30 protein-coding genes are annotated in these 22,954 nt (G+C 69.6%); 23 read left to right on the top strand and 7 right to left on the bottom strand.

The genetic code is table 11. The features are described from left to right. Positions 1-63: 63 nt before the first annotated feature. From ITP53_RS39420 to ITP53_RS39405, 4 genes are all read left to right on the top strand, one after another. Positions 64-417 (top strand): hypothetical protein, encoded by a 354-nt coding sequence (locus ITP53_RS39420; protein ID WP_195900570.1) that lies wholly within the window; start codon positions 64-66, stop codon positions 415-417. Between the two features lie 199 nt (positions 418-616). Continuing rightward, complete coding sequence (locus ITP53_RS39415) at positions 617-1,039, top strand: hypothetical protein (protein WP_195900569.1); 423 nt, start codon at positions 617-619, stop codon at positions 1,037-1,039. Further along, on the top strand, positions 1,032-1,346 hold the full coding sequence (locus ITP53_RS39410) for a hypothetical protein (protein ID WP_195900568.1): 315 nt from the start codon (positions 1,032-1,034) through the stop codon (positions 1,344-1,346). Before ITP53_RS39415 ends, ITP53_RS39410 begins: the two co-directional genes overlap by 8 nt. A 15-nt stretch (positions 1,347-1,361) precedes the next feature. Continuing rightward, the gene (locus ITP53_RS39405; RefSeq protein ID WP_195900567.1) at positions 1,362-1,715 is read left to right on the top strand and encodes a hypothetical protein; all 354 of its coding nucleotides are present in this window, start codon (positions 1,362-1,364) and stop codon (positions 1,713-1,715) included. Here the strand turns inward: ITP53_RS39405 and ITP53_RS60660 are convergent. After that, positions 1,712-2,326: a PASTA domain-containing protein gene (locus ITP53_RS60660; protein WP_195900566.1), complete on the bottom strand. Its 615-nt coding sequence runs from the start codon at positions 2,324-2,326 to the stop codon at positions 1,712-1,714. The two genes, ITP53_RS39405 and ITP53_RS60660, sit on opposite strands and share 4 nt — an antisense overlap. Before the next feature lie 171 nt (positions 2,327-2,497). Here ITP53_RS60660 and ITP53_RS39395 point away from each other — a divergent pair, with 171 nt between their 5' ends. From ITP53_RS39395 to ITP53_RS39330, 14 genes are all read left to right on the top strand, one after another. Further along, positions 2,498-2,905: a minor capsid protein gene (locus ITP53_RS39395; protein ID WP_195900565.1), complete on the top strand. Its 408-nt coding sequence runs from the start codon at positions 2,498-2,500 to the stop codon at positions 2,903-2,905. Further along, positions 2,905-3,360, top strand: a complete 456-nt coding sequence (locus ITP53_RS39390) for a phage tail tube protein (protein WP_195900564.1) — start codon at positions 2,905-2,907, stop codon at positions 3,358-3,360. The genes ITP53_RS39395 and ITP53_RS39390 overlap by 1 nt, the downstream gene beginning before the upstream one ends. Beyond that, positions 3,360-3,878, top strand: a complete 519-nt coding sequence (locus tag ITP53_RS39385) for a hypothetical protein (protein WP_195900563.1) — start codon at positions 3,360-3,362, stop codon at positions 3,876-3,878. Before ITP53_RS39390 ends, ITP53_RS39385 begins: the two co-directional genes overlap by 1 nt. Before the next feature lie 146 nt (positions 3,879-4,024). Next, positions 4,025-6,844, top strand: a complete 2,820-nt coding sequence (locus ITP53_RS39380; protein ID WP_195900562.1) for a hypothetical protein — start codon at positions 4,025-4,027, stop codon at positions 6,842-6,844. Positions 6,845-6,854: 10 nt separating this feature from the next. After that, complete coding sequence (locus ITP53_RS39375; protein ID WP_195900561.1) at positions 6,855-7,115, top strand: hypothetical protein; 261 nt, start codon at positions 6,855-6,857, stop codon at positions 7,113-7,115. Further along, positions 7,116-7,664: a hypothetical protein gene (locus tag ITP53_RS39370; protein WP_195900560.1), complete on the top strand. Its 549-nt coding sequence runs from the start codon at positions 7,116-7,118 to the stop codon at positions 7,662-7,664. A gap of 1 nt (position 7,665) precedes the next feature. Beyond that, positions 7,666-8,100: a hypothetical protein gene (locus tag ITP53_RS39365; RefSeq protein ID WP_195900559.1), complete on the top strand. Its 435-nt coding sequence runs from the start codon at positions 7,666-7,668 to the stop codon at positions 8,098-8,100. Between the two features lie 67 nt (positions 8,101-8,167). After that, positions 8,168-10,018 carry a phage distal tail protein gene (locus tag ITP53_RS39360; RefSeq protein WP_195900558.1) on the top strand — a complete coding sequence of 617 codons (1,851 nt, stop codon included), beginning with the start codon at positions 8,168-8,170 and terminating at the stop codon, positions 10,016-10,018. A 17-nt stretch (positions 10,019-10,035) separates the two neighbouring features. After that, positions 10,036-11,865 (top strand): hypothetical protein, encoded by a 1,830-nt coding sequence (locus ITP53_RS39355; protein ID WP_195900557.1) that lies wholly within the window; start codon positions 10,036-10,038, stop codon positions 11,863-11,865. Position 11,866: 1 nt separating this feature from the next. Continuing rightward, positions 11,867-12,148 carry a hypothetical protein gene (locus tag ITP53_RS39350; RefSeq protein ID WP_195900556.1) on the top strand — a complete coding sequence of 94 codons (282 nt, stop codon included), beginning with the start codon at positions 11,867-11,869 and terminating at the stop codon, positions 12,146-12,148. Between the two features lie 102 nt (positions 12,149-12,250). Then, positions 12,251-12,523 (top strand): hypothetical protein, encoded by a 273-nt coding sequence (locus ITP53_RS39345; RefSeq protein ID WP_207757059.1) that lies wholly within the window; start codon positions 12,251-12,253, stop codon positions 12,521-12,523. Positions 12,524-12,525: 2 nt separating this feature from the next. Further along, entirely contained in the window at positions 12,526-13,317 is a 792-nt protein-coding gene (locus ITP53_RS39340; RefSeq protein WP_195900555.1) for a peptidoglycan recognition protein family protein, read from the top strand. An 88-nt stretch (positions 13,318-13,405) separates the two neighbouring features. After that, positions 13,406-13,900, top strand: coding sequence for a lamin tail domain-containing protein (locus ITP53_RS39335; RefSeq protein ID WP_195900554.1), 495 nt, complete (start codon positions 13,406-13,408; stop codon positions 13,898-13,900). A gap of 62 nt (positions 13,901-13,962) precedes the next feature. After that, entirely contained in the window at positions 13,963-14,247 is a 285-nt protein-coding gene (locus ITP53_RS39330; RefSeq protein ID WP_195900553.1) for a hypothetical protein, read from the top strand. Between the two features lie 128 nt (positions 14,248-14,375). On the opposite strand, the gene ITP53_RS39325 is transcribed toward ITP53_RS39330, so the two are convergent. From ITP53_RS39325 to ITP53_RS39305, 5 genes are all read right to left on the bottom strand, one after another. Next, the gene (locus ITP53_RS39325; RefSeq protein ID WP_195900552.1) at positions 14,376-14,555 is read right to left on the bottom strand and encodes a hypothetical protein; all 180 of its coding nucleotides are present in this window, start codon (positions 14,553-14,555) and stop codon (positions 14,376-14,378) included. Between the two features lie 148 nt (positions 14,556-14,703). Continuing rightward, on the bottom strand, positions 14,704-16,482 hold the full coding sequence (locus tag ITP53_RS39320) for a hypothetical protein (protein ID WP_195900551.1): 1,779 nt from the start codon (positions 16,480-16,482) through the stop codon (positions 14,704-14,706). After that, positions 16,479-17,759 (bottom strand): hypothetical protein, encoded by a 1,281-nt coding sequence (locus ITP53_RS58350; protein WP_236051640.1) that lies wholly within the window; start codon positions 17,757-17,759, stop codon positions 16,479-16,481. The genes ITP53_RS39320 and ITP53_RS58350 overlap by 4 nt, the downstream gene beginning before the upstream one ends. 224 nt (positions 17,760-17,983) lie before the next feature. Beyond that, complete coding sequence (locus ITP53_RS39310; protein WP_195900550.1) at positions 17,984-18,226, bottom strand: hypothetical protein; 243 nt, start codon at positions 18,224-18,226, stop codon at positions 17,984-17,986. After that, positions 18,223-18,693, bottom strand: coding sequence for a hypothetical protein (locus ITP53_RS39305; RefSeq protein WP_195900549.1), 471 nt, complete (start codon positions 18,691-18,693; stop codon positions 18,223-18,225). The genes ITP53_RS39310 and ITP53_RS39305 overlap by 4 nt, the downstream gene beginning before the upstream one ends. A gap of 180 nt (positions 18,694-18,873) precedes the next feature. Between ITP53_RS39305 and ITP53_RS39300 the strand changes: the two genes are divergently transcribed. Both ITP53_RS39300 and ITP53_RS39295 read left to right on the top strand, forming a co-directional pair. After that, positions 18,874-19,125 carry a winged helix-turn-helix domain-containing protein gene (locus ITP53_RS39300; protein ID WP_195900548.1) on the top strand — a complete coding sequence of 84 codons (252 nt, stop codon included), beginning with the start codon at positions 18,874-18,876 and terminating at the stop codon, positions 19,123-19,125. Between the two features lie 134 nt (positions 19,126-19,259). Continuing rightward, positions 19,260-19,523 (top strand): GntR family transcriptional regulator, encoded by a 264-nt coding sequence (locus ITP53_RS39295; protein ID WP_195900547.1) that lies wholly within the window; start codon positions 19,260-19,262, stop codon positions 19,521-19,523. Positions 19,524-19,729: 206 nt separating this feature from the next. Here ITP53_RS39295 and ITP53_RS39290 read toward each other — a convergent pair whose 3' ends face one another. Continuing rightward, positions 19,730-20,275, bottom strand: coding sequence for a hypothetical protein (locus ITP53_RS39290; protein WP_328817217.1), 546 nt, complete (start codon positions 20,273-20,275; stop codon positions 19,730-19,732). Positions 20,276-20,409: 134 nt separating this feature from the next. Between ITP53_RS39290 and ITP53_RS39285 the strand changes: the two genes are divergently transcribed. The 3 genes from ITP53_RS39285 to ITP53_RS39275 all read left to right on the top strand — a co-directional run bounded on the left by ITP53_RS39285 (position 20,410) and on the right by ITP53_RS39275 (position 22,603). Next, complete coding sequence (locus tag ITP53_RS39285; RefSeq protein WP_236051639.1) at positions 20,410-21,600, top strand: sensor histidine kinase; 1,191 nt, start codon at positions 20,410-20,412, stop codon at positions 21,598-21,600. 31 nt (positions 21,601-21,631) lie between these two features. Then, on the top strand, positions 21,632-22,261 hold the full coding sequence (locus tag ITP53_RS39280) for a response regulator (RefSeq protein WP_195900545.1): 630 nt from the start codon (positions 21,632-21,634) through the stop codon (positions 22,259-22,261). 72 nt (positions 22,262-22,333) lie between these two features. Further along, complete coding sequence (locus ITP53_RS39275) at positions 22,334-22,603, top strand: hypothetical protein (protein WP_195900544.1); 270 nt, start codon at positions 22,334-22,336, stop codon at positions 22,601-22,603. Positions 22,604-22,954: the final 351 nt, after the last annotated feature.

Raw genomic sequence — 22,954 nt, 5'->3', positions numbered from 1 at the left:
GCCCCCGCCACCCCCGCACCCGCGCGCCCGAAGAGGCGCACCACCAAGGCCAAGGAGTAACCCATGGCGCGCACCCCTGTCGCGGTCACCGCGCTGACCGAGGCCGGCATCAACCCTGCCGCCGTCGACGTCGCCGCGGAGCTCACCGACGGCAACAGCTTCCCGTGGGCAGCGCACCGGCTGGTGTTCGTCCTCAACGGAGACGAAGCCGCGATCACGCCCACGTTCGTGAACCCGTCCACGGTCGGCCGGTCCGAGCTGCCCGTCGACGACCTCGAAGGCAACAGCATCGCGGCTGGCGGATACGCGGTGTACGGCCCGTTCGACCCGTCATACCGGCAGGCCGACGGGTCGGTGTGGATCGACTGGGCTGGCACAACGCCCGCCGCGGTTACGGTCGCCGTCCTCGACGCCTGACCCATGTTCGTGCGGGCGGGTGGGACTGTGAGGGTGCGCGCCCGCCCGCGCCCAGTTCCTGGCTGTCCCGTACGCGACCAGCGGGGTTATCACGCCCGTTGCGCCTTTCAAGCCGGATGGCCTCCGGTGCTGGGCGGGGCACTCGCCAGCCCGCAGCGGCGGGACGGCCAGGAACCATCCTTCAAGAGGGGAGGCAGCGATGCCGTACGCGACCGTCGACGACCTCGTACCTGACTACATGGCCACCGGCCCCACCAACGCCGCCCTGATGCTCACCCGCGCCTCCCGCGCCGTCGACCAGGCGCTCCTCTCGGCCGTCTACCCGGTCGACGACGCCGGGCTGCCCACCGAGCCGGCACACATCACCGCCCTGCGGGAAGCCACCTGCGAGCAGGTGGCCGCATGGGTCGCGTCCGGGACCGAGGACGGCACCGGCGCCGCCGCCCAGTACGGGCAGGTGGGCATCGGCTCCGTCAACCTGGGGCGGGCACAGACCGGGGCGGGTGGTGGAGGCTCGGCCGCCGCCCGCCTCGCACCACAAGCGCGGATGGTGTTGGAGCAGGCAGGGCTCACCGGGCACGAGCCGCGCACCTTCCAGACGTGCGAGGCGGCCGATGGGTAGCATCCCGGCCTGGCTGCTCCGCCACACCGTCCACATCGAGCCGTTCGAGGGGGACGGCCCGTACGGCCCCGAGTACGGTGAGCAGACCACCGTGGCCTGCTTCGTGGATGACCGGCTGCAGAAGATCCTCAACGCCGAGGGCGCGGAGATCGTGGCCCGGGGCGTGCTCTACATGCCCCTCGACACGGTGAGTCCGGTCGGGTCGCGGGTGACCGTCAACGGGCGTGCCGCGCTGGTCCTGGCCGCGCTCCGCCGGGACGGCGGCGGCCTGCCCACACCCGACCATCTTGAGGTCGCACTCCAGTGAGAGGGGATGGCAGGGATGGCGCAGAGAGCCACACTCAAGCTCAACGTCGGCAAGATCCGAGCCGCTGAACGTGCCGGAGCCAACCGAGGCGGTCGCCTCGCAGTCGAGCATCTACTCCAGGTGTCGCGTACCAAGGTGCCGCATGAGGAGGGCACTCTTGAACGCTCCGGTGTGGCTTCTTGGGACGACGCCGAGATGCGGGGCGCCGTCTCCTACGACACGCCATACGCCATTCCGCAGCATGAACGGCTCGAATACCAGCACGACGAGGGGCGCCAGGCGAAGTACCTGGAAGAGCCCCTGATGACCGAGGCCGCCGTCATGGGCGAGCTGTTCGCAGCCCAGGTCCGTCGCAGCCTTCGCGGCTAACACCACTTCCGGCGGGAACAGAATTTGGACTCGCCGTCGTGGTTGTCGACGTCCACGTCAGGATCCCCAGCGCCAGTGTCGGAGGGGCCCCTGCTCACCGTCAGCTTGACGGCCTGGCCCACCTTCAACGGTTTCCCGGCTTTCGGCGACTGGCCGATCACCTGACCGGTTGGCACCCCGGCGCTCTCCTCCGACTCGGATGTCACCGCGCCCGCGACCGGCGCGAACGACTTCCTGGCGCGCTCCTCGGTCCAGCCCACCACCTTCGGCATCCGCGTGTGCTTCCGATACCAGGCGCGCTCCGACTTCGTCACGTACCGCACCTCGACCTTGCCGCCCGGCTGCACGAGTTCGCCTACGCCCGGCTTCACCCGGTAGACGAAACAGGCGTCCGAGTCGGGGCAGGTGTCGCCGCCGGCAAGACTGTCCGACTCCAGATCCCAGCCGCCCGCCTCCGCTTTGACGCGCGCGTGTTCGAGGCTCTTGCCTCGCAGGTCCGGCAGCGTTGCGGCGGCCGGCGACGATGCGACGGCGGCCACCCGCGCGCCGTCGCCCAGGTTGAGGACGACGGCGGTGCAGCCGCCCAACACCACCAGGCCGCCGACCGCCACGGCTAACAGCGCACGCGTAGTGCTCTTCTGCATCGTTCCTCCAGGTGTGTGACGACGCCACGGTAAACGCGCCCGCCGCTCGAATAGTGGCGTTTCGCGCGCATTCGGTGTTTCGTCCGGCCCGAATACCTAATTCAAGATCGTCGAATCGACGGCGGGGGGTGGAATTCCGTGACCCTCCTGGAGGAAGTCATCGCCTACCTGGGCGGCCTCGACCTCGACCTGGGCCCCGTCTACTCGACGAAGATGCCGGCAGCCCCGGACCGGTGCATGGCGGTGGCCCGCTACGGCGGCTCGGAATCCCTCCTGGCCGACAACTACGACCAGGTCCGGCTGCAGTTCCGGTGCCGCGGCCCGGCCGCCGACGTGCGGGTGGCCGAGCGTGACGCCGAGCTGATCTACGACGCGCTCAACGGGCTCGAAGGAATCACGCTGCCGGGCGGGACGTGGCTGTCGCTCATGGTCGGCCTGAACGCCGGCCCCGTCTACATCGGCCAGGACGCCAACGGCCGCGACGAGTACACCGTCAACTTCCGCGCCTCGGTGTCGCGGACCGCATCACACAGGGAGAACCCGTAATGCAGGTGAAAATCCCGGCCAGGGACATCATCCTCGAAGTCGAAACCTCGACCGACGACACGTTCGTTCGAGTCGAGAACCTCGCCAGCGTGACCGTCAACCCGGCCTCGAACGAGGAATCCGCCGACCTCACCGACTTCGATTCGCAGGGCGCTTACGAGCAGTGGATCATGCAGCGGGGCGCGTCGCTCGCGCTCGCCGGCCAAGAACTGAAGGACGACACCACCGGAGCACTCCAGCCGGGCCGGGCCCGCGTCGAAGCCCTCGCCGGCGAGGACGCGTTGGCCGCCGCGTCGCACGGCCGGATCCGCTTCCGCCACCCGATGGACACCGAGTGGCGGATCTGGACCGCGACGTTCTCGCTCGGCGAGCGCGGCGGCGGCACCAACGACCCCAGCGCGTGGGCCGCGACGATCACCAAGAGCGGCCTGACCACCACGGAGGCGGTGGTCTAATGTCGAGCCCCGAGCCGCTCGACCAGCCCGCCGAGCCCGACGAGAACGAGCAGCAGTCGTGGGACGACTTCTGGGCCGAGCAGATGCGCGCCGAACAGGCCGAACGCGAAGGCCCGCCCACCAAGACCATCCGCGGCGTCAAGGTCGCGGTGCCGCACGACCTTCCGCTCATGTTCGAGATCCGCGCCGACCAGCTGCGCGGCAGCAGCGACCAGGCAGCGTTCGAGCAGCTGATCGGCGACCTGTTCGGCGCGCAGGTGCTCGACGCGTGGATCGCGAACGGGATGGGCGAGCGCGAGTTCCGGACCGTGCTCGCCTGGGGGTTGGCCAACGGCCGCGGCGACACCATGACTTTCCGGCAGGCGTACGACCTGGTTCGGGCGCGTGAGCTGGGAAAAGCGGCAAGGAAGACGGAAACCTCGGACCAGGAGAACGCCGAATCCGAAAGTTCTGGTGGGCGATCGAAGCCGACTTCCGCCGCGAATACCAGCTCACGCCGAAAGCGATCAGGCAGCTGACCCGCCGCGAATTCGGCAACCTCCTCGACGGCCTATCCCAGCAATCGGTGTTCCGGCTGGTCACCGCTAACCAGCCCGTGGAGCTGACCGGCGAGCGGGCCCGCTCCTACATCGGCACCCTCTAACGCGAGAGGCGGTGGTCTCTCGTGGCCGACTTGACGGTGGGCGAGCTGGTCGCTTACGCCAGCGTCGACAACAAGAGCTTCGACAGCGGCCTATCCCACATCGAGCGCGGCCTGAAAGCCGTGACCGGGTCCGCAACCGCCTCGACCGGGCGGATGGAGAAGACGGTGGCGTCCGGCTTCGACCGGATGCTGCACGACGTGCAAAGCACCCTCGGCGACGTCGCGCGCGAAGCCGGCAAGTCGGGGCAGGCCAGCGGGACCGCGTTCACGCAGAGTCTCGATTCCGCGCTCGACGGCGTCGACGCCGTGGCGGGCCGGGCCGGACGCGACGCCGGCACCTCGTTCATTGATGAGGCGCGCGAGGTGCTGCGCTATGGCGAGCTGGATGCGGACATCGACGCCGACATCACGGCCGCGCTCGCCGCCCTGGCCGAGCTGGAGACGGCAGCCGAGCAGTCCGGGCAGCGGGCGGGCGATCGTTTCGTGCGCGGCGCAGACGGCCGCCTACGGGACGCGCGCGGCCGGTTCGTCGCCCAGGGCAAGACGCTGTTCGACGGGCTCGCGGAGGGCGCCGAGAGCAGCGGCTCACTGATGGGGAAGGGGTTCGGCGAGGCGCTCGGTTCGGCTGTCCGTGCCAGCGCCAATCCGGCGCTGCTCGCCGCGCTGGGCGGCGTGGCCGTGACCGCGGGGCCCGCGATCGGCGCCGCCATGGGCGGCGCGATCGTCGCCGGCATCGGCACCAAGCTGGTCACTCTGGGCTTGACGAGCCTGTTCCATGTGCAGGAGATCGACAAGCAGTGGTCCGCGGTCGAGAAGAAGCGGGTCGAGGCCGCGAACAAGCAGGCCAAGGAGCTGCAGGCACAGTTCGGGGAGCTGGGCCGGGATCTGCAGCTGGCGATGCAGGAGGCGAGCGAACCCCTGCGGTCCGTGCTGGACGAGGTGCGGGTGCAGGCGCGCGGCCTGGCTGACGACATCGGCCCCTCCCTGGAGGAGGGATTCGAGCGGGCACGGCTGCCGCTGGAAGATTTCATCCGGGATGCCAGCGCCGGACTAAAAGATCTTGGAGACTCGATCCCGTCGCTGATGGGCGGCTTCGGCGACGTCCTGGGCGAAATCGACATCGAAGGCTTCCTGTCGGATCTCGGCGAAGAGCTTGATGAGCTGGGCCGGGTTGTGAGCGAAAACAAGACCGTGATCGGCGCCGTCTTGGACGGCCTGCTGGCCGTGATCCCGCTCGCGGTCGACGGCCTCAGCAAGGTCATCGGCTTCTTCGGCAAAATGGGCCTGGCCGTCATGACGTCGGCGGCGACCATCGGCGAACACATGGCCGGCGCGACCCGCGTGATCTCCGACGTCGGCACCGGGGTCCTCAACGTGGTCCGCACCATCGGCGAGGCCCTGTCCAACGTTCCCGGCATGGAAGACCTGGGCGCGAAGATCGTCGAAGGCGCGGACGCCGGTATCCGCAAGCTTGACGAGTTCAAGAAGACGGCCGATGAGGCGTCCCGCGCTGTGCGGCTCAAGGCCGACATCTTCCAACTCCAGCAGGACATCGACAAGGCGCTCACCGCGCTGGACGACCCGAACCTGACCAAGGAGCGGCGCGCAGAGCTCAGCGCCGAAGTGGAGCGGCTGCTGGAGGCGAAAGGTAAGGCGGTCCTGGAGCTCGGCGACCCGAAGCTGATCGCCGAATACAAGTCCGCGATCACCACCGAGATCGGCACGCTGCAGTCGCGCCTGGCCGACGCCCGCAAGGAGCTGAAAGACCCCGAGCTGACCAAGGAGCGCCGGTCCAAGCTCAACGCGGAAATCGACCAGCTAAAGGACGCTGTCGCCCGGGCGAAAGAGGCGCTCGCGTCGGTCAAGGACAAAACCGTCTCGATCTTCGTGAAAACCGAATACCAGGACGAACTGTCGCGGCAGGCGCTGCGTGACGCCAACGCGAACGCGGCCGGCGACATCGAACGGTACGCGTCCGGCGGCGTCCGGGCGTTCGCCGCGGGCGGGCGCACTTCGCCGGGCCCGCACGTCGCCACCGGGCCCACCATCCTGTACGGCGAGGGCAGCGACGATGAGGCTTTCATCCCGTACGACTCCCGCTACCGGTCGCGCGCGATCGACCTGCTGTCGCAGGTTGCCGAGGATTTCGGGCTGGAGGTGTACAACGGCAAGGCTGCCGAGCGCGTCTCCCAGGTGAGCCAAAGCATCAGTGGCGCGTCCACGCAGCTCGGCGACGAGCTCGGCTCGGCCAGGACTGCGCTGGTAGACACGCTCGGCGACAGCGGCTCACTCACGTCCGCGATCGGAGACGTCGGCAAGGTGGGCGAATCCCTGGTCGACGGGTGGACGGCCGGGTCGGCGGAGATCGGGGCGACCGTCGGCGACATGGGAGCCACCGTGTCCGACGCCGTGATCATGATGGCGGACGAGACCACGGCGTCGACCCACGATCTGATGGTGGCGGTCGAGGAGCTGGGCGCGGTCGTCGCGGCCACAGCGGAGCTGGCCAGGGGCGGCGCCGGGTCGCCGAAGACCAAAGGCGGGAGCGACGGTAAAGGCCCGGCCGGGTCGCCGAAGAGCAAAGGCAGCCTTCTGACCAGGCCGCCCGGCGGACTGGTCGAAGGCCACTACGGATTGGACGGCCCGGAAGGCTTCACGACGCGGGGCGGCATGTCGCTGTCCGGCCGAGGCGGTGGCGGCACGTCGGGCGGAACCCAGTACGGGGCGAGCGGGGTCACCGTCAACGTCGACATGTCCAACAGCGTCGTGCGGGAGGAGCCCGACATCGACAAGATCGGCAGCAAGGTCGGGTTCAACATCCTGGCTCAGGGCCTGGCGTGAGGAGATGTGGATGAGCGTGCAAGGTTACACCGCAGCCGACCTGCGGAAACTCAAGTCCGTGCAGGCCAGGCCGCGCGGCTGGTCACATCAGGTCAAGCCGGTGGTGCAGGAGTACCGCGACACCGAGACCGGGCATTGGATCAAGGTCATCAAAGACCAGCTCGGCAACCGGGTGCGGATGCGCTGGTCAGGGCAAGACGCAATCGTCGTGTTGCCCCACTTCAAGGTCTCCCCGTGGACCGGCGTCACGATCAGCAAGGAGTACACGTAGATGGCGAAACGAATCGTCCGCCACGGCCAGCGCGCCAGGGCGGCGGTGCGCGCCCTGGAGGACGCGTGCACGCCGCTTGAGGAGGCGCTGTACGCGGGCAAGGAAACCTATTGGGCGGCCTTGGAGGGCGGCGACCGGGCCGCGATCCGCGAGGCGAAGGCGGCCAAGCAGGCGGCGGCTTCCCGGCTGGAGGAGACCCGCACCTGGCTGCGCAGGGAGGCGGAGATCGTCAAGCTGCAGACCAGGACGATCCCCAAGCTGGAGGGAATTCTCGCCAGACCGATGCTGGTCAAGCACGGCAAGAACGACGCCAAGGAGGATCCCGCCGCGCGGGCCGAGGTCGAGCGGGCACTGGCCGCGGCCAAGGCCGAGCTGCAGCAGCTGACCGCGCTCGCGATACCGCTGCGACGCCAGCTGGAAGAGCTGGGCGGCCTGGTGGTGGGCGATCCGGTGCCGCCTGACCTGCCGGCCGGGAGCGCGGACGTGACCGCCCCCACGATCACCGTGGCGCCGCGGGCGCGTCGCGCAAGCACGGACGGAGGGCGCTGACATGGCTTCTGGCGTGTACCTGCCGACGATGGAAGACATCCTCGACGCGACCGGGCTCGCGCTCGCGTGGGACGCCGAGGACCACCAGGCCGCCCTCTACAACGCGACCCGGGCGTCCGCGGCCAACTACAACGGCGACACCGCCTACAGCTCGACGAACGAAATCGTGGGCACAGGCTACGACGCGGGCGGCGAACTCCTCGCGACCACGGCGTTCACCAGGCCGGGATCCGGGCTGATGAAGTTCTCCTCGGCCGCGGTCCAATGGGAAGGCAGCACGTTGAGCGGCGTGGCTCACATCGACGTGTACGCCGCCGCCGTCGCCGGCGATCCGCTGATGTTCGGGGTCACCATCTCGCCCGTCAACACCTCGGACGGAACCCTGCTCGTCACTCCGCACAGCAACGGCCTGGTCACCTTCGACCTCACCCCGTAGCCCCGGCTTGAACCGCTGACGGCCGCCGCCTCCCAGGGCGGCCGTGCTTCGTAGAAGGGGGGCAGCAGTGGCTCCGTCGTTCCGGGACAACACCTCCGCCACCTCCGACTCGGCCACCTACACGATCGACCTTCCCGACGGTGTGGCCGAGGGCGACATCTTGGTGCTCGCCCAGTTCGCCGACGTGGGCACGCTTGCGGACATTCCCACCCCGTCCGGGTGGACGCAGCTGCTCGCGGTGAATGCGGCCGGTGGCAGTGTGTTCCGGGGCAAACTGTGGGTGAAGGAGGCGACGGGCAGCGAACCGCCCACCTTCAGCCTGACGCACGCTGACAGCGCTGATGGGGTGGCGCACCTTATCGCCGTCCAGGGCGGCGCACTCCCTACCACGGCGTCGTCGTCCGCGGCGGGCGCCGACGTCAACGTCACCACGCCGGGAACCACACCGGACGGCACGGACGATCTGGAGATCCGGATCGCGGCGGCGACCGGCAACGCGAACGCCAGAACCTTCGCGCCTGCTGCCGGTTTCACCGAACCGCCCGGCGGAGACGTGCAGTCCAACACGTACACGTTCGCGGCTGTCGGCTATAGGGCGCTGACCTCAGGCGCTGCCACGTCGAACGCGGCCTGGACGGCGTCCGGCGCGATCCCGGGTCAGCAGCGCATGGGCTTCACGGTCACGGTGGCCGCGGGCGGCACGGATGCGACCGTCACCCCCGACACGGTTGCCGCCGCGGCCGCCGTCCCCGACCCCGAGGTTGCAATCGGCGCCGACCCGACCGTCGGCGCCGTCGACGCCATGACGGACGTACCCGACGTGGGCGTGTCGGCCGGCAGTGAAGCTCATCCGGCCACGGTGGCGGCGACTGCCGATGTTCCTGCCCCGGCGGTGACGACCGAGGACACCGAACTCGTCACCCCGGCCACCGTCGACGCGGCGGCCGACGTGCCTGACCCGGCGGTCAGCATCAGCACCAACGCCACCCTCAACATGGTCGAGGCGGTCGCCCAGCTGTACGCGCCGACCGTGACGGCCGACGCGCACGTCACCCTCGCACCCGTCCAGGTCCTGGCCGACGTGCCAGGGCCCAGCGTGACCGTGCCGGTCCTGCCGGGCGACGCCATCACCAGGCCGGGACAGATCGAGTGGAACGGCTTCCTCCTCGGCTCGCTCACCCCGTACAGCTGGCAGGAACTGCAAGGCTGGACGGACAGCGCGCCGTTCATTTCCGGCAACGTCGAACGGTCCGACAGCTCAGGCTCGTATCCGGGCCAGCCGTACATGGCCGAACGCGCGATCAACTGGTCGACGCTGCTCAAAGCCCCGCGCGGCCAGGTGGGGCAGATCGTGCACGACCTGGTCATGGCGACCGGCCCAGCCCAGACGGAGGATGAGGGCTGGCTGGTCGTCTGGGACTTCGACGATGTCCAGCCGTGGCTGGTCAGGGCTCACCTCTCCGAACGCCTGCCCGGGCCGATCAACCGCCAGGCCCGGCTGGGCCTGATGTCCGGTGCTCTGCAGTGGATCGCCAGTGATCCGCGCCGCTACGACCCCGTACGGTCGTCGCTGACGATCGTCAAGGACGTCGAGACGGCCATTCTCAACGCCGGCAACGACGCCACCCCGGGCGAGTTGCGTTTTCCTGGCCCGGCCACGGGCGTCCAGGTCGAAAACTTCACCACCGATCGGGTGATCGCCTTCTCCACCACGATCGGCGCCGGCGAAACCCTGGTGATCGACGTGAAGGAGGGCACCGTCGCGATCGGCGATGTGAATCACCTTAACGACCTGGTTGAGGGATCAACCTCCGTGCAGGATTTCGTGTTCGATCCCGACGCGAACCGGCTGCTCTACACGACCACCTCGGGTGGCACGGCAGGCATGGAGACATTCTGGCGGCACGCCGTCAGCTGAGCTCGGGAGGGGGAGGCATGGCGGGCACCGCCCAACCACGATCCGTCACGGTCACCCCCATCGGGGACATCGACCAGGTCGACGCCCCGGACGGCGTGCAGCCCGGAGACATCCTTCTGGCGCTGGTGTCCTCGACCGGCGACGTGGACGACATCACCATCTCGGGCGGCGCACCGTGGGTCGCGCTGGCCGAGAACACCAGCCAATTCTCCACCCGCATGTACGCCCAGGTCGCCGGCGTAGCCAATCCGACCTCCTATGCGGTCGAGCTGGGCGAGGGTGACAGCGGCCTGGTTGGGCTGGCGCACCTGCGCGGCGCCACACTGACCGAGATCGTGATCGAATCCAACGCCGGCGGCGTTCCGCCCGGAACCGGTATCCCCTGCCCGTCCGCTGAGCCGGGCGTCGCCGGCGGCACCGAAATCCGGTACGCCCTCGTCGACCATTTCACCACGATCGAGTTCTTCCCTTTCGGCTACCGGGAGGAGGACCAAGGCGGGGAGGAGGGGGCGGGCAGGTCCGCCATCATCGCCGCCCGCACCAGCCTGTCCAGCACCGGCCTGCCGGTGCGGCGCATCAACGCCGACCCATCGGAGTTTCTCGGCGGCTGGCAGGCGTGGACCGTCATCGTCTCCCCTGGCGACTACGTGCCGCCCCCGCCGCCTCTGCCGGCGTTCGCAGTCAAAGGCAGAGCCCTCTACCGGTACACGGCTCACGATCTGCTCACCGGCACCTACATCGACGACATCTACCCGCGCGACGTCGAATACGGCAAAAAGTTGCGCGAGCCCGGCCCGTTTTCCGGGTCGCTGCCGATCCCCAACCGGCGGGTGGCGGCCGCGGTCCGCCGCGTCATCCCCAAAGTGAAATCCGATCTCACCACCGGCCCGGGCCGGGTCGAGATCCGCATCTGGCGTGACGGGGAGCTGCGCGGCCGGTACTGGCTGACCGGCGCACGCCTGAACCGGGGCCGAGACGGCAAGATCTCGATCGAGCTGCGCGGCAGCACGCTCGACGCCTACTGGTTTTCGCTGAACGTCAACGAAACCTTGGACGGATCCGATGACGAGCAGATCAGCGCCGCCCGGACGTTCCTCTCCTTCGCCTTGGACAAGCCCGGCGCCGACATCCCCGGCATCCAATTCCAGGGCGGATCCAGCGGGGTGTTCCGGCCCTTCCTGGTGCGACCCGAAGACAACACCTCCTACGGCCGCGCCGTCCAGGAATACAGCCGATCTGAGAACGGGTTCGAGTACTTCCTTGCCGAGACCGTCGACGAAACCGGCGTCGTCTCCACATGGCGGTGGGCCAGCCCGAAGTTCGATACCGGTGTCGCCCACGTGTTCTCCACCAGCACGCATGGTGGCGACGTGGCCGAATACGGCGTCGACATCGACGCGCTGCGGGGCGGGACGGACTGGCGGGCGCGCGGCGGCACCCTCCAGCCGAATGCGGAAGAGGACGGATTCACCGTCTACTCCGACCCCGTGGTGACCCCGCACCGCGCCGCAGGCTGGGCCCGCACCGACCACATCGTCGACCACCCGAACCAGTCCACCGACGAGGACGAGCTGAACGGGCTGGCCGAGTACTACGCCGAGATCGGCGGCGGCGCGCTCTGGGTTCGCACCGTGACCGTCATCCTGTCGAAGCGGTCGACGCTGACCATGAACAGCCTCGGGGATCGGGCGCGCCTGCTGATCACCGACGTGTGGCACGAGGCGGAGGACGGCGGCGCCGGCCTCGACATCAGCGAGCGGATCCTCGAAATCAGGGTGCGGCCGTCAGGCCGTGGCCGCGGCCGTGAAGAGGCCACCTTGACGCTCGAATCAGTGGAGGTGCCCTGACATGACGGACCAGTACGGCGCCAACCTGGAACGCATCCTCCGCGACATCGAGCGCAGGTTGCAGAAGCTGGAGACCGCGGCCCGGTTCAAGCCCGGCATACCGATCCCGCCGCCGCCGACCGCGTCCGACCCGGGCGGCTTGGACGGCCTGACCACGCCAGCCGATTGGCCGTCCACCTACAACGAGACGTATGGGGAGCGGGTCACGGACGACCTGCAATCGATTCGCCTGTACGCGATCTCTATCCGGAACGCCCTGGTCAACGGCGACATCTTCGTCTGACCCCCTGTTCGCGGCCGTCCGCGCGGGCAAGGATGCGCGCCCAAAGGGAGCGCGGGCGGCCCACACCTTTATCCACCACACCAATCCCTGATTGGAGGGCCTGTGTCCCAGCTCGACCCGCTCGGCCCCGTCACCATCGGAGCCCGGGAGATCTACGACCAGCTCCTGGCCACCGACCGGAAGGTGGACGGCATCCGCGGCGAGGTCGCCCAGGTCGCCCAGGCGCACGGGGAAATCGCCAAGGACATGACCGACCACGAGGCCCGCATCCGCAACCTGGAGCGCGGTCGGTGGCCTCTCCCGTCCCTGGCCGCGCTCGTCTCCGTCGTGTCCGTGGTGCTGGCCGTGCTCGCGTTCATGCAGAAGGGAACCTGACCGTGGCTGAGATCGTCACTCGCGCGAGCTGGGGCGCCAAGGTGCCGTCGCAGCCGCTCACCCGCCTCACCGCCACCAGGGGCGTGAAGGTTCACTACACGGGCGGGCACGTCAACCCGGCGATCGTCGACGACCACACGCGCTGTGTCGGCCTCGTGCGGTCGGTGCAGCGGATGCACATGGCGGGCGGCCGCGAAACCGCGTACTCGGACATCGGCTACAACATGGTGGCCTGCCCGCACGGCAAGGTGTTCGTCGGGCGGGGCCCGCACATGCTGCCCGCCGCGAACGGCGCCGGGTTGAACACCGGCCACTACGCGGTGCTGGCCCTGCTCGGCAGCACAGGCTTCACCGAGCCGAACGACCAGCTGCTGCACGCCATCGTCGACGCGATCGAGCACCTGCGCGTCCACGGCGACGCCGGCAAGGAAATCAGATGCCACCGGGACGGCTACGCCACCGAGTGTCCGGGCGGGCCGCTCACCGCCTGGGTTCGGCGCGGCGCGCCCCGACCCGAGACGACGAGCCCGCACGCGAGCACCAGCTGGACGGAGGATCTCGTGAAGGATCTGCCCACCCTGCGACCGGGCGACGAGCACCGGCACGTGAAGACGATGCGGTGCGTGCTGTTCGCGCGCGGCTACGAGCCGGCCAACCTCCACTCCACCGAGTACGGCCACGACGCCGACGACCTGGCCGACCTGAAGGCGAAGGTCAACGCGTTCAAGACCGCGCACAAGCTGGCCGACGACGGCGTCTTCGGTGACGGCGCCTGGAAGGCCGCCCTCACCTAGACCAGCACCACCCCGCTGTTTCCCGGCCGCGTTGGGCGTGCCGGGATGTTCCCCAAGTTCCCATGTCCCCGAGCCCCTTGGAGCTCCCGTGTTCAAGAAGATCCTCGCGGCCGTCGCGGCTGTGTTCGCCCTCACCCTCGCCGCCAGCGCCGCATCGGCCACCGCCGGGCCCGACCTGTCGGTGACCCGCGTCAACTACAACGCGGTCGGCGCCGACACCGCGGCGAACAGGTGGCAGGAGGCCATCTACCTGAAGGCCAGCAGCGACCTGTCCGAGCCGCTCGACATCTCCGGGTGGAAGGTGCACGACACCTACGCCAACGCCGACGGCGACCACACCAACGCCTACACCTTCCCGGCCGGGACCGTGGTGAAGGCTGGCGGCACGGTGGTCGTCTCCAGCGCCGCCGGGGTCAACAAGACCGACCCCAACAGCACGCAGGTCTACTACATGGACTTCAAGCGCGGCTACAACGGCCACTGGCTCAACAACGGCGGCGACACCGTCTACGTGGAGAAGGCCGGCGGCGACCAGGTGACGAAGCTGGTCTACGACTTCGACAACGGCTACTACGTCCGCTGACGTACGCCCCCGCCCCCGCGCCGCCGGCCGGGGGCTCCCGCATCTCCTGAAGGGAGAAGCCCGTGCACAACCTGATCCTGTCCTGGGTCCGCACCGCGGTCCCCGCCGCAGTCGGCGGCCTGGCCGCCTGGCTCGGAGTCAAAGGCCTCCACGTCGCGCCGGACGACGTGCTCGCCGTCGGCACCAGCGTCGGCGCGTCCGCCACCGTCGCCTACCAGGTGGTCGTGTCCACGCTGCAGCGCCGGTGGCCCATCGTCGGCGTCCTGCTCGGCTCCACCCGGGTGCCGACGTACGCGGAGAGCTCGCATCCGGGCGTCCACTCCGACCGCGATCTGCGCGGCCTGTAACACGAACACGAACCGGCCCCCGTCTCCTCCATCACGGAGGAGGCGGGGGCCGGTCTTCGTTGTGCCCGGCGTGGATAGCCTGGGCGGTGTGGCGCCCGGACGTGGGGAAGCGGCCGGGCGCCGCCGCGCTACCGGCGGACCTCTCCCTTGCCGCGGCAGCGCCGGCACACGCCGAACGCGCGCCCGTTCCAGCTGGACGTCTTCTGGCCCGTGCCGCCGCACCGGCCGCACACCTTCTTCGGGTGACGGCGGCGATCCCACATGTAGTAGATCACCAGCGCGGTGACGGCGGCGAGGATCAACTCCACGCTGTGCTCCCTTCCGGCCTCCGAAGGCCGGGTGAAGGGCGGAAATTGGGGGGTGCCGGGCCGGGTCTACCGCCCCTACCTCCCAGGTCGCAGGCGGTAGAGGCGGGGTAGACCCGGCCCGGCGGGTAGAGCCCGGGTAGACCCCGGCTCAGGCGGCCGCGCAGCCGGCTTCGAGGTCCTGGCGGCGGTAGCCGTTGCGGTTGACGCCGCCGATCTTCACGTCACCCGGCACGACCCCGTGCGGGCGGAGCGCCTGCGCGACCCGGGCAGCCGACCAGCCCGGCCCGAGCGCTTCGACGAGGTCGGCGGTGTGCATCCGGTCCGCCTCCCCCATCGCGGCCAGGATTTGCTCGAGAGGATCCTCCGCCACCGCCTGGACTTCGGGCGGCAGCGTTCCGGCGGCGCGGCGCAGCTCGTACGCGACCGCGGCCACGTCGGCCAGGTCGGTCCCGGCGTCGTCGAGGAAGTACGACCGGATTTTGACCGGGTCACTCCCGTCCGCGTCGAGGATGCCGACGCCGCGGTGAGAGCGCGGGATGTCGGACGCGTTGTATCCGGCGCCGGCCGCGCCCTGGCCGAGCACCGCGTTCGACGCGGTCGTGTCGGGGCAGCGCATCGCCCACCGCAGCGAACACACGCCCTTGAGCGGGCCCGGGATCGCGTCGGTCGTCATCCGCTGCGTGGCGAGCACGAGCAGCACCCCGGCGGCCGGACCCCTGGACGCGATGTCCACCATCGCGGCCACGATCTCCTCCCCCTGCGGGGAGGTGACGTAATACCTGGTCTCGTCGACCACGGTGAGCTCCACGTCCACCCCGAACCGCCTGCAGAGTTCGGGGGTGAGCTTGGTGGAGCCGCCGGCGTCGTCGAGCATGTCGAACACAGCCTCCATCTGCGCCTGCATCTTCTGCAGGTGGGCGAGCAGGGCGGGCGCGTTCCGCTTCACCGCGGTGTGCGCCACCTTCCGCCACGGCCGATGATCCCCGGCGCCCTTCCCGTCGAACAGATGGATGCGCGGCGTGACCGCGAGGGCGGCCGTCCCGATGATCCCGTTCACCGCCGCGGACTTCCCGGCCCGCGGCTCCCCCGCGACGAGCAAGGAGGCGTCGACCAGGCGGAGCCGCTCAGCCTGTCCGCGGCCGTTCACCCCGGCCGGGACACCCCGCCAGAAGTCGAGCGGCTCCGTACGGCCGAGCAGCGGCGACGCGTACACCTTCAGGAACGGATCCGACTTGGCCACGAAGACGGCCAGGCGGCCTGCGTGCTCCGGGAGGAGCTCGAACACCACCTGCGATTCGCCCACCCCGAGCGCGGACGCGAAGTCGGCCTCCTTGCCGAGCGCGTGGCGGGCGCGCTGGCCGGGCGGCAGCTGCAGCACCGTCGACCAGCCGCCGTCCTCGGTGAGCACCGGCGTGGCGAGCCGCATCCCTTCGGCGCGGCCGAGCTTGGCGTCGATCGCCGCCCGCACCACCTGGTTCTCCTGCGGGGTGCCGCCCTTCCGGCCGGGCAGCTTGAACGGCAGCGGACGGTCCGCGATCCGCTTGCGCACCTCGGCCGCCGTGCCGACCGCGGCGAGCGCGGCCACCGCCAGCCACGGCGCCGACGTGTCCCACCACGCGGTCGCCGCCACCGTCCCGCCGAGGTAGCCGAGGCCGGCCATCCACGCGCTGCGCCGCCGCCGGGTGCGCACCGACTCGCGGAACACCATGTCGTCGGTGCCGGCGTAGTCGTCGGCCCGGATCCACCGCCACACGGTGCGGGCCAGCAGGCTGGTCCCGGCCACCGGCGCGAGCCCCGCCCGGTACGTGAATCGGACCGTACGCCGCCCGTACTTGCCCGTACGGAGCACATGCACAATGCGCCGGGTACGGGACGGCTTACGCCAGAAATCGGGCGGGGTCTGTGGGCGCTCGAAAACGTCGGTCACGCCGCCACCTCCGTACGTGCGTCCGCACGGAACACGGCCGTACGGGCTTCCCGTACGCGCTTCTCCACCCACGACCGGGACCGGCGGGCGCGGCCGATCAGCGCCTCATAGTCCGGCCCCCACCGGTCACCGCGGGACGCGGCAGCCAGGATCTCCTCCCGCAGCTCCTGCACGAACGCCTCGCGGTCGGCAGGCCCCGGAGCAGGTGATACGGGCGGCTGTACGGGCCGCGTATGGGCGCCGGGCCGGAACGTATGCACGCGCCGTACGGTCCGCACGACCCGTACGGGCTCCATACGCGGGGCGGGCCGGAACTCGATCACCTTCGCCAGCCGCGCCGGCTGCGCCTCCTCCGTACGGGGCCGCGTACGGAGGATCAGGCGCTGCCGTACGGGCGCCGTACAGGGCTCTACAGCGGGCAGTTCCGGCCGGGCAATGGCGGGGTGGTCCAGGTGCTGCCACGGCGCGTCGGCGGTGTCGAGCAGCTGCGTGAGGCTGTCTCCGCCGCCGAGCGTGGTCACCATGTCGAGTAGCGCCGCCTGCATCGTCTCGTCGCGGGCGAGCCCGGTGTGCGCCACGGCCTGGTCGAGCATCCGGTCGCGCTTGGCCACCGCGGCGCGCATCTTCCGCGCCGAGGCGCCCGCCTCCTGCAGCTGGTGTACGCGCTTCGCGGCCAGCGCGACGCGGGTGATGCGCCGGTGCGCGTCCACCTCCCCGGCCGTACGATCGGTTGCCTCCGCCAGGCCGAGCCGTACCAAGACGCGTTCGGGGGTGAGCCGCCAGTTGATGCGGCCGGTGCCGCGGATGCGGTGGCGTTCGATGGCCATGCCGCGCTCCCACAGCCATGCGGCCACCAGCGGCGCGGCGAGCCGGAACACGGCCTCTGGCAGGCTGTGCGCGTCCATGCTGGACAGGACCGCGGTGAGGACGGTGAGCGCCCACACGGCGATGCCGTCGATGCCGGCGGCGTAGTTCTCCCGCATGTTGCGGCGGGCACGCACCGCGCTGGTGATGATGGCGACTTCGATGAACGCGAATAGCAGCAGGCGGAGCGGCCCGTCGAGGCCGAGCACGTCGCCGGAGAACCGCCACATGCCCTGGGCGGACACGCCGGTGGCGATGGAGGCGGCCACGATGGTGAGGACGTCTTCGAGGGGGCGCCGCTTCAGAAGCCGGCGGAGGTAGATGCCCGCGGCGACGAGGACCAGGGCGGCGATTCCTGTTGCCCATGGGGCGTACCACGGGACAGGGCCCACGTAGTCGTATACGTTCTGCATTGGCGAGGACTCCAAGGAGTGGTTGGGGTCTTGAGCTGGAAGAACCCGGTCAGCGTTGGCGCGCTGGCCGGGCCTTCTTCGTTTGTGGACTTGTTGACTGGGGGTCCCCGCCAAGCAGGCGGCGGGGACCCCCACGCCGGACCAGGACGGGTCGCACGGCCCGGCGGAACCCGGCCACCGCGGAGGCGTCGTCGCAGGCCCGCCTCGACGCAGCAACCGGGCGGCTATGTGGCCGGCTCGTGACGGCCGAACGTCCCCGGCCAGCCCTCCACGGGCCGACCCGGGCACTCGAGCGGCAGCGTCGCGCCGGTCGCGGGCGGTTCGCCGGTCGGAGTCGTCCAGGCCCCGCCGCCGCCCTCCTGCCGGATGCCATGCCGGCAGTACCTGCACCGGACCAGGCCGGGCGCGAGGGGCGGCGGCGGCGCGCCGGGCGGCAGCGGATCGGGGCGCTTCCAGAAGCTGCTCACGGCCGCGGCTCCCCCTTCAACGCCCAGGCGGCCATGTCGGCCCACGCCTCGCACGCCGCCGCGATCTTCGCCCGCGAGGAGCTGGTGAGTGTGAACGTCCACAGCAGTTCGCCGTTGGCGTCGCGCATGAGCCGGTCGGAGAACAGCACGTCGACGTCGGCCCCGGCCTCCTCTGCGGATCCCCGGAGCTGGTTCACCTCGCTACCGGACAGGCCTCCCAGCCACGTCGCCGCGAACGCGCCCGCGTGCTCCAGAACGAGATATCCCGGCGTCAGGTCGTGAACGTAGGTGACGGCGGGAAGCCGGACGTAGAAGGCCAGCATGCGGAGCCGCATGCCCTCGACGACGGCGCCCATGTAGGTGTCGGTGGTCGCGGTTCCGCCGGCGTTGTGCACGACGTGGAACCGCCCGTCCGTGCCCGGTATGACGGTGCATTCGGCGATTCGGGGGAGGCTAGTGTGTGCCATGGGTCGCATCTCCAGGTGCGATCAAGGGCCCGGATTCCAGCGTTCACCGCGCTGGCCGGGCCCGACCTATGTCCATCCACAGTCTGCACCTTCCTGCTACATGCTGCCATGCCTGCATCATGTTGCAACATGTTGCAACCCGCTGAAACCTGTATAAGTGCAGGTCAGTAGCGTGCACTCATGGAGATTCGGTCGGACGATTACGTCTGGCAGCAGGTGGCGGACGAGATCAAACGCCGTATCGAGGCGGGCGAGTACCGGCCGGGCATGCCGATCCCGGCGGAGCGGCGGCTCGCGGACGAGCTCGGTGTCAGCATCGGCTCGACCCGGCGCGCGGTGCGGGAGTTGCGCGAGGAGGGCTGGTTGAAGACGCTGCCTAAGAAGGGCACGTTCGTCGTCGACCGACAGGCCGGGCAGGACGACGGCGGGTAGGCGTGGCCGGCGCGGGTGGCGCCGCACCGACCACGCACCCAGCTTTGTGCCCTTCCTTATGCGTGCTTATGCATGCTGTAGCGCGCTTATAGCGGCTGGAGAGAGCATGAGCATGATCATCTACGCTCTCTCTCATGGTCGAATTCCGGAATGGCGAACCGCAATGGCGGAAAGACATTGTGGTGTGGCGTCAGGTTTCTAACGAAATCCGGAAACGCATTAAGAGCGGCGAATACAGGCCCGGCCATATGCTTTCCCAAAACGGTGTTTCCCAAGAGTTCGGGGTGGCGCCGAACACGGTGCGGAAGGCTTTCGCCCATTTGCGCGAACAGGGGCTCATCTATACGCGGGTGCGCCTGGGATCCTTCGTCGGACCGGAGCCGGAAGACGAGGAGTAGGTGCCCGACCTGCGGTTTCCTTGATCGGGGTTTGGCGTTCTGATTCGGCCCGTACGCTGCTTGCGCGTCACCTGGTGAAAGGGCTTGCCGTACGCTGCTTTACGGGATTTAATCCGTAGTCAGATGCTCTATCCATTGAGCTACGGCCGCTCGTGCGTTAGTAAGCATAGCGGGTTCTGCCGAGTGCCTCGAACCGGATACCGCAATCACGTGTCGGTCGGCTCGGGCTTGCTGGGCCAGAAGGTGTAGCTGAGGGGCCAGAGGACGGCGATCACGGGGATCTTGAGGAGGCCGGACGCGAAGTCGATCAGGGGCTGGGTGCGTGTCGGGTCGTTGACGATCCAGGTCAGGACCAGGACGAAGGCGAACATCAGGGCGTATGCCAGGACTATCCGCAGCCAGAAGGCCCATTCGATGCGGGCTCGGGCCATGCCGGCGGACGGCGGCTTCTGCGGGGGTGGGCCGGAGGCGAAGCGGTGGTGGAACCAGGCGTCCGCCCAGCGGATCGTACGGTGGCCGAACACGATCGAATAGGCCAGGTACGCCGCTGCCAGGCCGTGTCTGACGTCGGCCGTGGCGCCGCCTCGCATGTCCACCACCGCGGCCGTCAGGAGGATCACGTCCAGGAGAGGGACGGAGAGCAGGAGGACGGTGCTGAGCCTGTGGCGGTGCCAGAGGTAGCGGCAGGCCAGGCCGAGGCCCAGAAGTACCCAGAAGCCGATTTCGCAGCCGATGAGGATGGCGAGGATCACGTGTTTCAGTTTTCCGGACGATGCGGGCCGGCACATCGTCAGCGGAAACGAGCCTGTGGATACATCGAAGGGTGTATCCACAGGCGGACCCTCGCGGGAGGGAAACGTGCGCGGAGGGTGGTGGGATAGGGGGCATGAAGCGGACGGTGCTGGGGGCTGGGCTGGCCTTCGCGATGGGCGTGGTGCTGATCGCGGGCAGCGCCTACGTCCGTCGGGGCGTGCCCGTGTGGGTGCTCGGGGTGCCGTTGGCGATCACCTGTGCGGGGGTGCTGGTGCGGCGGCGGGCGCCGAGGGCTTCGCTGGGGCTCGGGGTGGCCGGGATCGCCGTGGACGTGGCCGTGGGGCCGTCACTGGGGACCGTTCTGGTCTTCACCGACAATCTCTACGCCGCGTCGCTCTATGGGCCGGCGCGGCTGGCCCGCTGGCTGCTCGGCATCACCGCCGGGCTGGCGGTGGCGGTTGGGGCGGCGGCCGGGTTCGTCCAGGCGAACTGGTTGGTGCCGGCCGTCATCGGGGTGCAGGTCGGGCTGGTGCTGGTCACGCCCGTCTTGAGCGCGCTGGTGGTGCGGGAGCAGCGGGATCGGGCCGCTGCCGAGCGGGTTCGCGCGGAGCAGGTGGCTCATCTCGCCGAGCTCGACCGGCAGGCGGCGATCACAGCCGAACGTACGCGGATGGCACGCGACCTCCATGACCTGATCGCCAACCACTTCAGCGCCATCGCCATCCAATCGACCGCCGCGCTCACTCGTAAGGATCTTGATCCGGTGACGGTCAGGACGGTCATGGAGTCCGTACGGGAGAACAGTGTGAAGGGACTCGCCGAGATGCGGGCGATGATCGGGCTGTTGCGGCAGGAGGGGGACGAGGCGGAGGCCACCCGGCCGCGGCTCGCGGATGCGGAGACCTTGGCGGGCCGGGTCGAGCAGGCCGGGCTGGACATTGACCTGCGGGTGGAGGGGGTCGCCCGTGAGGTTCCGACGTCTGTTGACCTGGCCGGGTATCGGATTCTGCAGGAGGCGCTGACCAATGCGCTCAAGCATGGGGATTCGCCGGTCAGGGTGCGGATTTCGTACCAGGGCCGGAGGGTTGTGGTGAATGTCGAGAACGCGGTGAGTGCGCGTGGGGCGCGGTTGCCGGGGGCGGGGGCCGGGCTGATCGGGATGCGGGAGCGGGCCTCGCTGGTCGGGGGCTCTTTCGAGGCCGGGCCTTGGGGGGATCGGGGCGACGGCGGGTGGCGGGTGCTGGCCACGCTGCCGACCGCCGCCGAACCGCCTGTCAATGGTTCGGGTCCCGCTGTCCTGCGTGCGGAGCAGGAGGGCTCGTGAGGGCCTGTGGCGTGGCGTTGGAGGTGGCCTGATGACGATCAGAGTGCTGGTGGCCGATGATCACGCGGCGGTCCGGGCCGGGATCGTGTTGATCCTCGGCGGGGCCGACGACCTGGAGGTCGTGGGCGAGGCGGCGGATGGGGAGCAGGCTGTGGCGATGGCCAGGGAGTCACGGCCCGACGTGGTGTTGATGGACGTACGCATGCCTCGGCTCGACGGCATTTCCGCCACCAGGGAGTTGGCGGGGGTCACTGATGTGCTGATTCTGACGACGTTCGATGTCGACGAATATGTTTTCGGCGCCCTCCGGGCCGGTGCCGCCGGCTTCCTGCTGAAGAACACCGATGCGGAATCCCTGGTCGAGGCGGTTCGGCTGGTGGCTCGCGGGGATGGGCTCATCTCGCCGGGGGTCACGCGCAGGTTGATCGCGGCATTCGCCGAGCAGGCGCCGCGCCGGGAGCCCGCGGGCGATCCGGGCAACCTGACACCGCGGGAGCGGGAAGTGCTGGCATGCGTCGGGCGCGGGCTGTCCAACGCCGAGATCGCGCGAGAGCTGGACATGGCGGAGGCCACGACCAAGACGCATGTCAGCCGCGTGTTGAACAAGCTGGGCCTGAAGAGTCGGGTGCAAGCGGCGATTTACTACGCAGAAGGGATATAGGGCCGTAGTGTTGGCAGCGTGAGCACTCCGTCACCGCCTACGCCCGAGCCGCCTCGCCAGCCAGGGGTGATCGTGGGGCTGGCGTTCGCCGGGATGTTCGGGTACTTCATCGTCAATGTGATGGTCGGGCTAGTTGTGCTGGGCTTGGCGTCGACGGTGGCGATCGGGGTCGGAGCAGGGGTTCTGGCGATCCTGGGTATCGGTGGGGGATTGGCGCTGGTGCTGCTGCGAAGGAAGTCGTGGTCGCTGGGATTGGGGCTGGGGTTGATGCTCGGGTGGGCGATCGCGTCGATCGTTTCGGCGGGGTACTGTACCGGGCTCAATCCGGCGATGTATGCGTAGCTGGGATATACGCGCGTATATGGGGTGTATGCGTGGATGGGATGTACGCGTTGTAGATGGGCTACGTGCAGGCCGCCGGATCCGTACCGCTGAGGGATAAAGCCGACGCAATGACCACACCGCCGCCACCGCCGTCAGCGCGCGAGCCTGAGCAGCCACACCAGCCGGGCGAGCCGGATAAGCCGGGCGTGTTGGGCATGTCAGGCGCGTCGGACCAGCCGAGCACGCCAGACGGCCGGGCACAGCCCGATGCGCCGGATGAGCGGGCACAGCCCGATGAGCCCGGCGAGCGGGCGGAGTCGAACAAACGGGCAGGGCCGGACGAGCGGGCGGAGTCGGACAGGTGGGCGG

Origin of the sequence: Nonomuraea cypriaca, from assembly GCF_015645445.1 — a bacterium.
GTDB lineage: Bacteria > Actinomycetota > Actinomycetes > Streptosporangiales > Streptosporangiaceae > Nonomuraea > Nonomuraea cypriaca.
The sequence above is the reverse complement of the archived record's forward strand: the minus strand, read 5'-3'. Positions and strand labels throughout refer to the sequence as shown.